This window comes from Micromonospora rosaria (assembly GCF_001567585.1).
In the GTDB taxonomy this organism is placed as follows: domain Bacteria; phylum Actinomycetota; class Actinomycetes; order Mycobacteriales; family Micromonosporaceae; genus Micromonospora; species Micromonospora rosaria.
Map to the genome: position 1 here is coordinate 46,437 of NZ_LRQV01000036.1, position 7,345 is coordinate 53,781.

Below are 7,345 nucleotides of genomic sequence, written 5' to 3' on the forward strand. Positions count from 1 at the left end.
GGGAGCGGACGGAGCCGCCGTCGGGTGGATATGGTCGTCGGGTGAACCGACTCGCCGACGCCACCAGCCCCTACCTGCTCCAGCACGCCGCCAACCCGGTGGACTGGTGGCCCTGGTGCGACGAGGCGTTCGCCGAGGCGAAACGCCGCGACGTGCCGGTGCTGATCTCGGTCGGGTACGCGGCCTGCCACTGGTGCCACGTGATGGCCCACGAGTCCTTCGAGGACGAGGCGGTCGGCGCGCTGCTCAACAGCGGTTTCGTGGCGATCAAGGTGGACCGGGAGGAGCGCCCCGACGTCGACGCCGTCTACATGACCGCCACCCAGGCGATGACCGGGCAGGGCGGCTGGCCGATGACCGTCTTCGCCACCCCGGACGGCACCCCGTTCTTCTGCGGCACGTACTTCCCGAAGCCGAACTTTGTCCGGCTGCTGGAGTCGGTCGGCACCGCCTGGCGGGAGCAGCGGGAGGCCGTGCTCAAGCAGGGCGCCGCCGTGGTCGAGGCGATCGGGGGAGCGCAGGCCGTGGGCGGCCCCACCGCGCCCCTCACCGCCGACCTGCTCGACGCCGCCGCCGCCCAGCTCGCCCGGGAGTACGACCGGGAGCACGGCGGCTTCGGCGGCGCGCCCAAGTTCCCGCCGCACATGAACCTGCTCTTCCTGCTCCGCCACCACCAGCGCACCGGCTCGGCGGAGAGCCTGGAGATCGTCCGGCACACCTGCGAGGCGATGGCCCGGGGCGGCATCCACGACCAGCTCGCCGGCGGGTTCGCCCGGTACTCGGTGGACGGGCACTGGACGGTGCCGCACTTCGAGAAGATGCTCTACGACAACGCCCTGCTGCTGCGGGTCTACACCCAGCTCTGGCGGCTCACCGGGGACCCGATGGCCAAGCGGGTGGCCCGGGACATCGCCCGCTTCCTCGCCGACGAGCTGCACAAGCCGGGTGAGGGCTTCGCCTCCGCGCTGGACGCCGACACCGAGGGCGTCGAGGGGCTCACCTACGCCTGGACCCCCGCCCAACTCGTCGAGGTGCTGGGGGAGTCGGACGGCCGCTGGGCCGCCGACCTCTTCGCCGTCACCGAGGCCGGCACCTTCGAGCACGGCACGAGCGTGCTGCGGCTGGCCCGGGACGTCGACGACGCCGACCCCGAGGTGCGCCGCCGCTGGCAGGAGGTGGTCAGCCGGCTGCTGGTGGCCCGGGACGGTCGCCCCCAGCCGGCCCGCGACGACAAGGTGGTGGCCGCCTGGAACGGGCTGGCGGTGACCGCGCTCGCCGAGTTCGTCCGCCTCGTCGAGACGCAGACCACGGGCGGGACCGGTACGGCCGCCGCCGCCGGGCTCGGCGGCGAGGACAACGTGCTCGCCGGGGTGGCCATCGTCGCCGACGGGGCCCTGCGGGACACCGCCGAGCACCTGGCCCGGGTGCACGTGGTCGACGGCCGGCTGCGCCGGGTCTCCCGCGACGGTGTGGTCGGGGCGCCGGCCGGGGTGCTGGAGGACTACGGAGCCGTGGCCGAGGCGTTCTGCGCCATGCACCAGCTCACCGGGGAGGGCCGGTGGCTGGAGCTGGCCGGGCAGCTCCTGGACACCGCCCTGGCCCGTTTCGCCGCCCCCGGCGGCGGGTTCTACGACACCGCCGACGACGCCGAGCAGCTCGTCACCCGGCCCGCCGACCCGACCGACAACGCCACCCCGTCCGGGCGCTCGGCGATCGCGGCGGCGCTGGTCACGTACGCCGCGTTGACCGGGGAGAACCGCTACCGGGAGGCCGCCGAGGCCGCCCTGGCCACGATCGCCCCGATCGCCGCCCGGCACGCCCGCTTCACCGGGTACGCGGCCACCGTCGGGGAGGCGCTGCTGTCGGGCCCGTACGAGATCGCGGTGGCGACCGACGACCCGGCCGGTGACCCGCTGGTCGCGGCGGCGCTCCGGCACGCGCCGCCCGGGGCGGTGCTGGTCGCCGGCCGCCCGGACCAGCCCGGGGTGCCGCTGCTCGCCGACCGCCCGGCCCGCGACGGGCGGCCCACCGCGTACGTCTGCCGGGGTTTCGTCTGTCAGCGTCCGGTCGGCACCGTCGACGACCTGCGTGCCCAGTTGTTAGGAGGGGCCCCCGCTTAACGCATACGGTCGAGAAGGGGCACCTTCTCACACCCCGGCCCACCTCCGGCGAGAGGCGGCCGGGGACGCCGTTAGGCTTGCGCACGAGATGGACACGCGAACCGGTCTTCCTGTAGTCGGCATGGTGGGGGGCGGCCAACTGGCCCGGATGACCCACCAGGCCGCGATCGCCCTCGGCCAGTCCCTGCGCGTGCTCGCGCAGGCCCCGGACGACGGCGCCGCCCTGGTCGCCGCCGACGTGCAGTACGGCGACCACACCGACCTCGCCGCCCTGCGCACCTTCGCCAAGGGCTGCGACGTGGTCACCTTCGACCACGAGCACGTGCCGACCGAGCACATCCGGGCCCTCGCCGCCGAGCAGGTGAAGCTCTTCCCGCCGGCCGACGCGCTGGTGCACGCCCAGGACAAGCAGGTCATGCGGGAGCGTCTCGGCACGCTGGGCGCGCCGAACCCGGCCTGGCGACCGGTGACCGCGCCGGCCGACCTGGTCGCCTTCGGCGACGCGCAGGGCTGGCCGGTGGTGCTCAAGGCGGCCCGGGGCGGGTACGACGGCCGGGGCGTCTGGCTGGTCGACGACGCCGCCCAGGCCGCCGAGCTGGCCACCACCCTGCTCGCCGGGGGTACCCGGTTGATCGTCGAGGAGCGGGTGGCGCTGCGCCGGGAGTTGGCCGTGCAGGTGGCCCGGTCCCCGTTCGGGCAGGTCGCCGCGTACCCGGTGGTGGAGACCGTGCAGGTCGACGGCATCTGCGTCGAGGTGCTGGCCCCGGCCCCCGGGCTGGCCGAGGAGGTCGCGGTCGCCGCCCAGCAGCTCGCCATCGACCTGGCCACCGCGCTCGGCGTGGTCGGCCTGCTCGCGGTGGAGCTCTTCGAGACCCCGACCGGGCTGGTCGTGAACGAGTTGGCGATGCGCCCGCACAACTCCGGGCACTGGACCATCGAGGGGGCCCGGACCTCGCAGTTCGAGCAGCACCTGCGGGCGGTCCTCGACTACCCGATGGGGGACACCGCGCTCACCGCGCCGGTGGTGGTGATGGCGAACGTGCTCGGCGGCGCGCCGGGCGGCATCTCCATCGACGAGCGGCTGCACCACCTCTTCGCCGCCGAGCCGGGCGCCAAGGTCCACCTGTACGGCAAGCAGGTCCGCCCCGGCCGCAAGATCGGGCACGTCACGGTGCTCGGCGACGACCTGGCCGACGTCCGGGCGCGGGCCGCCCGCGCCGCCCGCTGGCTGCGGGACGGCACCGAGTGAGCGAGGGAACGAACAGCGTGACCACCGTCGGTTTGATCATGGGCAGCGACTCGGACTGGCCGACCATGCGGGCCGCCGCCGAGGCGCTGACCGAGTTCGGCGTCGGCCACGAGGTCGGCGTGGTCTCCGCCCACCGCACCCCCGGCAAGATGATCGAGTACGGCCGCACCGCCGTCGACCGGGGCCTCAAGGTGATCATCGCGGGGGCCGGCGGCGCCGCCCACCTGCCCGGCATGGTCGCCTCGGTGACCCCGCTGCCGGTGATCGGCGTACCGGTGCCGCTGAAGCACCTCGACGGGCTGGACTCGCTGCTGTCCATCGTGCAGATGCCGGCCGGGGTGCCGGTGGCGACCGTGTCGATCGGCAACGCCCGCAACGCCGGGCTGCTCGCCGTCCGCATCCTGGCCGCCACCGACGAGGGCCTGCGGGCCCGCATGGTCGCGTACCAGGACAGCCTGGAGAAGCTGGTCGCGGAGAAGGAAGCCGCCCTGCACGCCTCCCTCACCTGACGACCGCTCCCTGCGGAACCCGGGTGTTAAGAAGGGACCCCTGCTCTACCGGAAGCGTTAACAGGGGGCCCTTCCTTGCCCCTCAGCGCATGGCGCGCAGGGCGGTCTGGAGGCGTTCCTGGGCCCGGCGGCGGCGCTCGTTGCTCGCCCCGAGGACCAGCAGGACCAGCCCGACCGGGATCAGCACCAGCCACGGGCCGAGGCTGAACAGGGCGTGCACGGCGGCGATGGCCGTCACCACCGCGCCGACGATCACCGGGGCCTGCTGCTGGCTGATCGAGCCGTAGATCAGCACGGCCACCGCGCCGAGCAGCAGCAGCACCTGCCGCAGCATGCTGGAGTCGGTGGCCAGCACGATCGCCAGGGTCGGCACGAAGGCGGCGACCAGCGCCGGCCCGTACGCCACCCAACTGCTCAGCTCCGGCCGTTGCCGTACCTCCAGCAGGCCGACCAGCAGGGCCAGCGCGGCGAACGGCAGCGTGTACGCCTCCGGCAGGGCCACGTCGGCGACCTGCATCAGGATCCACCAGGCGGTGACCTCGCAGAGGACCACGCCCCAGAACAGGATCCGCCGCTCCACCGGCCGGCGACCCGGCCGGACGGCGGCCAGCCCGAGCACCGCGCCCCAGGCGGCCAGCAGCGCGGCGATGTGCCGGGGCGAGTCGAAGGCCAACGCCAGCGCGATGAAGCCCGCCGCGTACCCGCTCCACTGCACCGTGGCCGCCTCGGCGTACGCCTCGGGCCGGCGCAGCCGGGGCAGCGTCGCGGTGACGACCTGGAGCGCCGCCCCCACCGCCAGCACCCCGAACGCCGACCAGACCGGGGCGAACCCGACGACCAGCCCGAGGGTGAGCACGAAGAGCTGTGCCTTCAGCGAGGCGAAGAGCCAGCCGAGGATGCGGGCCCGCTGGGTGGTGCCGAACAGGGCGGCCACCGTGCCCACCGCCACCCCGCCGCCGAGGGCGAGCAGGGTCAGTTCCCGGGTGGCCAGCGACCCGGCCAGGCCGGCACCCCCGGCGGCCAGCCCGATCAGGAAGACCAGCACCCGCGTCACCCGCAGCGAACGGGCCCGTTCGAGCAGGGCCGGCGGCGGGGTCAGCGCCAGCCCCAGCATCACCACGGCGAAGACGGTGATCCCGGCCAGCGCCCCGGCCGGCCAGGGCCGGCCCAGGGCGACCGGCGCGATCAGCAACGTGACGGCGATCCCGGGCAGCACCACCGGTACCGCCCGGGACCGGCGGCCCGCGCTGAAGCCGGTGGCGGCGAGCGCGGCGGTCGCGGTGAGCAGCAGCGTGGTCAGCACGTGGGTCGGGTCGGCCGCACTGGCCGGCGGGGTGAGCAGCTCCGGCGGCGGCCCCTGCCAGATCCGGGTCAGCGTCCGGTACGGCTCCACCAGCGCCACCGGCAGGGTCGGCGCGATCGAGACCACCGCCAGGACGGTCGGCGGTACGGCGGCGGCGACCGCCCCGGCCGCCGGGCTGACCCGCCAGCGGGGCGTACCGTCGTCGGGCAGCCGGCGCAGCGCCCCGTCCAGCAGGACGGTCCAGCGGCGGACCGGCTGGGCCAGGTCGGGCGGCGGGTCGGTGGCGTGCCGGATCAGCTCGGCGAGCACCCCGAGCAGCGCTGCCGCGGCGGCGTACACGCCGAACGGGAGCCCGGCGGGGAACGCGGCCAGGGCGCTGATCGTGGCGGCGCCGACCACGGCCACGCTGGCGTACGGGAGGTACTGCGGCACCCGGCGGCGGACCGCGCCGATCACCGCGAGCCCGAGGCTGGTGGCGGCGAACGCGGCGGTCACCACCACCTGGGGCGCGTGACCGTACTCGGCGGCCAGCGCGGCGACCGCGCCCGGCCCGGCCAGCAGCGCGGCCCCGGCGGCGGCCCCGCCGATCTGCGCCAGGTACGGCGGCATCCCCTCCGCCTCGACGTCGACCTGCCGCCCGGCGAAGACCCGGGCCAGCACGGCCACCGTGACGCAGATCAGCGCGAGGCCGCCCAGGGCGAGGGCGGTGGTCCACGGCCGGACCAGGCCGGCGCCGGCCGCGTACAGGCCGAGGACGCCGGCCAGGACGGCCCGGGACAGCCCGGCCCGGGGGTCCATCGCGCTCACCGCGGCCATGCCGAAGACGGTGGCCGCCGCCAGGCCGACCAGGACCGGTGACCACCAGGGCAGGGCGAAGGCGGCCGGCACGCCGATCGTGGCGAGCACGGCCGCCCCGCCCGACACGTCGTACCGCCAGGGGGGTGGCAGCAGCACGGCGGCGGCGACCGCGAGCAGCGCCAGCGCCACCGGAGCCTGCCAGGTCGACCCGCCGGTCGGCGCGGCCGGCCAGTCGGAGAGGTCGCCGGCCCAGATCGCGCCGGGCGTGGCGAGCACCCCGAACCCGCCGCGCAGCGCCGACCAGCCGGCGATCAGGCCGATCAGGACGCCGCCGACGGCGACCCCGAGGATCGGCCCGCGCCGCCACTCCTCGGGCATGGCGCGGGCGGCCACGGCGACCACCAGCACCAGCCCGGCGGCGACCACGAGCTGCCCGCCGGGCGTGACCACGGCCGCGATCCGGACCATGGTGGCGACCAGCGCCGTGGTGACCGCGGCGACGGCCAGGTCCGCGCCGTCCAGGGCCAGGTCGGAGCGGCGGCTGGCGTCGATCGACGAGGCGAAGACCACCAGCAGCGCGGCGATCAGCACCAGCACGCCCACCCAGGCGTCGGCCACGGTGGTGCCCGGCGCGACGAGCGCGGCGGCGGCGACCGCCAGCGCGCCGAGCCCGGTCCCGGTCGCCAGCGGCGGCGGGATGTGCCGCTGCGACACCTGGAGCAGGGCGGCGTACCCGAGGGTGACGCAGACCGCCAGGAAGCTGGCGGCGAGCACCGGCACGGTCACCTCGCGCAGGCTCGCCGGGGTCGGCGTGGGGTCGACCGGCACGCTGGCGGCGACGAACGCGGCCACCGAGCCGGGCAGCGCGGCGGCGGCGCCCCCGGCGGCCCAGGCGGCGACCGTCTCGGTGCCGGTCGAGGTCATCCGGAACCGGGGCAGCGTGGCCACGGCGATCCCGGCCAGGCAGACCACCAGCAGCACCCCGCTGGTCAGCGCCGGCCGGGCCAGCGCCGCGCCGACGCCGACCAGCCCCACCGTCGCCGCGGTGACCGCGTGGACCAGCGCGGAGCGCGGGGTGCGGGCGGCGAGCCCGACCAGCCCGATGCCGATCGCGGTCAGCACCATCGGCCACGGCGCCATGAGCCAGCCCAGCCCGAGGGCGGCCGGCACGGCGAGCGCGGTCAGCGCCGCCCCGACCACCGCGAACTCCTGGCGGATCTCCGGGGGCAGGGCCAGCGCGGCGGCCACGGCCAGCAGCAGCGCGGCGGCGGGCAACTGCCACGCGGCGGGCCCGACGGCGGCGGCCAGCTCGGCCGGGTACCGGTCGAGGTCGGCGGCCCAGGCCGGCAGGGCGGCCCGGACCGGG

At 76.2% G+C, this 7,345-nt stretch carries 4 protein-coding genes; 3 read left to right on the top strand and 1 reads right to left on the bottom strand.

What is annotated here, in order from left to right; translation table 11 throughout:
- The first annotated feature begins 41 nt into the window (after window positions 1-41).
- The 3 genes from AWW66_RS12615 to purE all read left to right on the top strand — a co-directional run bounded on the left by AWW66_RS12615 (window position 42) and on the right by purE (window position 3,878).
- Window positions 42-2,120: a thioredoxin domain-containing protein gene (locus AWW66_RS12615; RefSeq protein WP_067364649.1), complete on the top strand. Its 2,079-nt coding sequence runs from the start codon at window positions 42-44 to the stop codon at window positions 2,118-2,120.
- An 88-nt stretch (window positions 2,121-2,208) separates the two neighbouring features.
- Window positions 2,209-3,369: a 5-(carboxyamino)imidazole ribonucleotide synthase gene (locus AWW66_RS12620; protein WP_067364652.1), complete on the top strand. Its 1,161-nt coding sequence runs from the start codon at window positions 2,209-2,211 to the stop codon at window positions 3,367-3,369.
- A 17-nt stretch (window positions 3,370-3,386) separates the two neighbouring features.
- Window positions 3,387-3,878, top strand: coding sequence for a 5-(carboxyamino)imidazole ribonucleotide mutase (purE, locus tag AWW66_RS12625; RefSeq protein ID WP_067364655.1), 492 nt, complete (start codon window positions 3,387-3,389; stop codon window positions 3,876-3,878).
- Window positions 3,879-3,960: 82 nt separating this feature from the next.
- On the opposite strand, the gene AWW66_RS12630 is transcribed toward purE, so the two are convergent.
- Window positions 3,961-7,345 (bottom strand): SCO7613 C-terminal domain-containing membrane protein (locus AWW66_RS12630; protein WP_067364658.1); only part of this gene is annotated, 3,385 nt, incomplete at its 5' end.

Coding starts and splice junctions, on each gene's coding strand:
- AWW66_RS12620 (WP_067364652.1), top strand. CDS start 2,209: ATGGACACGCGAACCGGTCTTCCTGTAGTCGGCATGGTGGGGGGCGGC.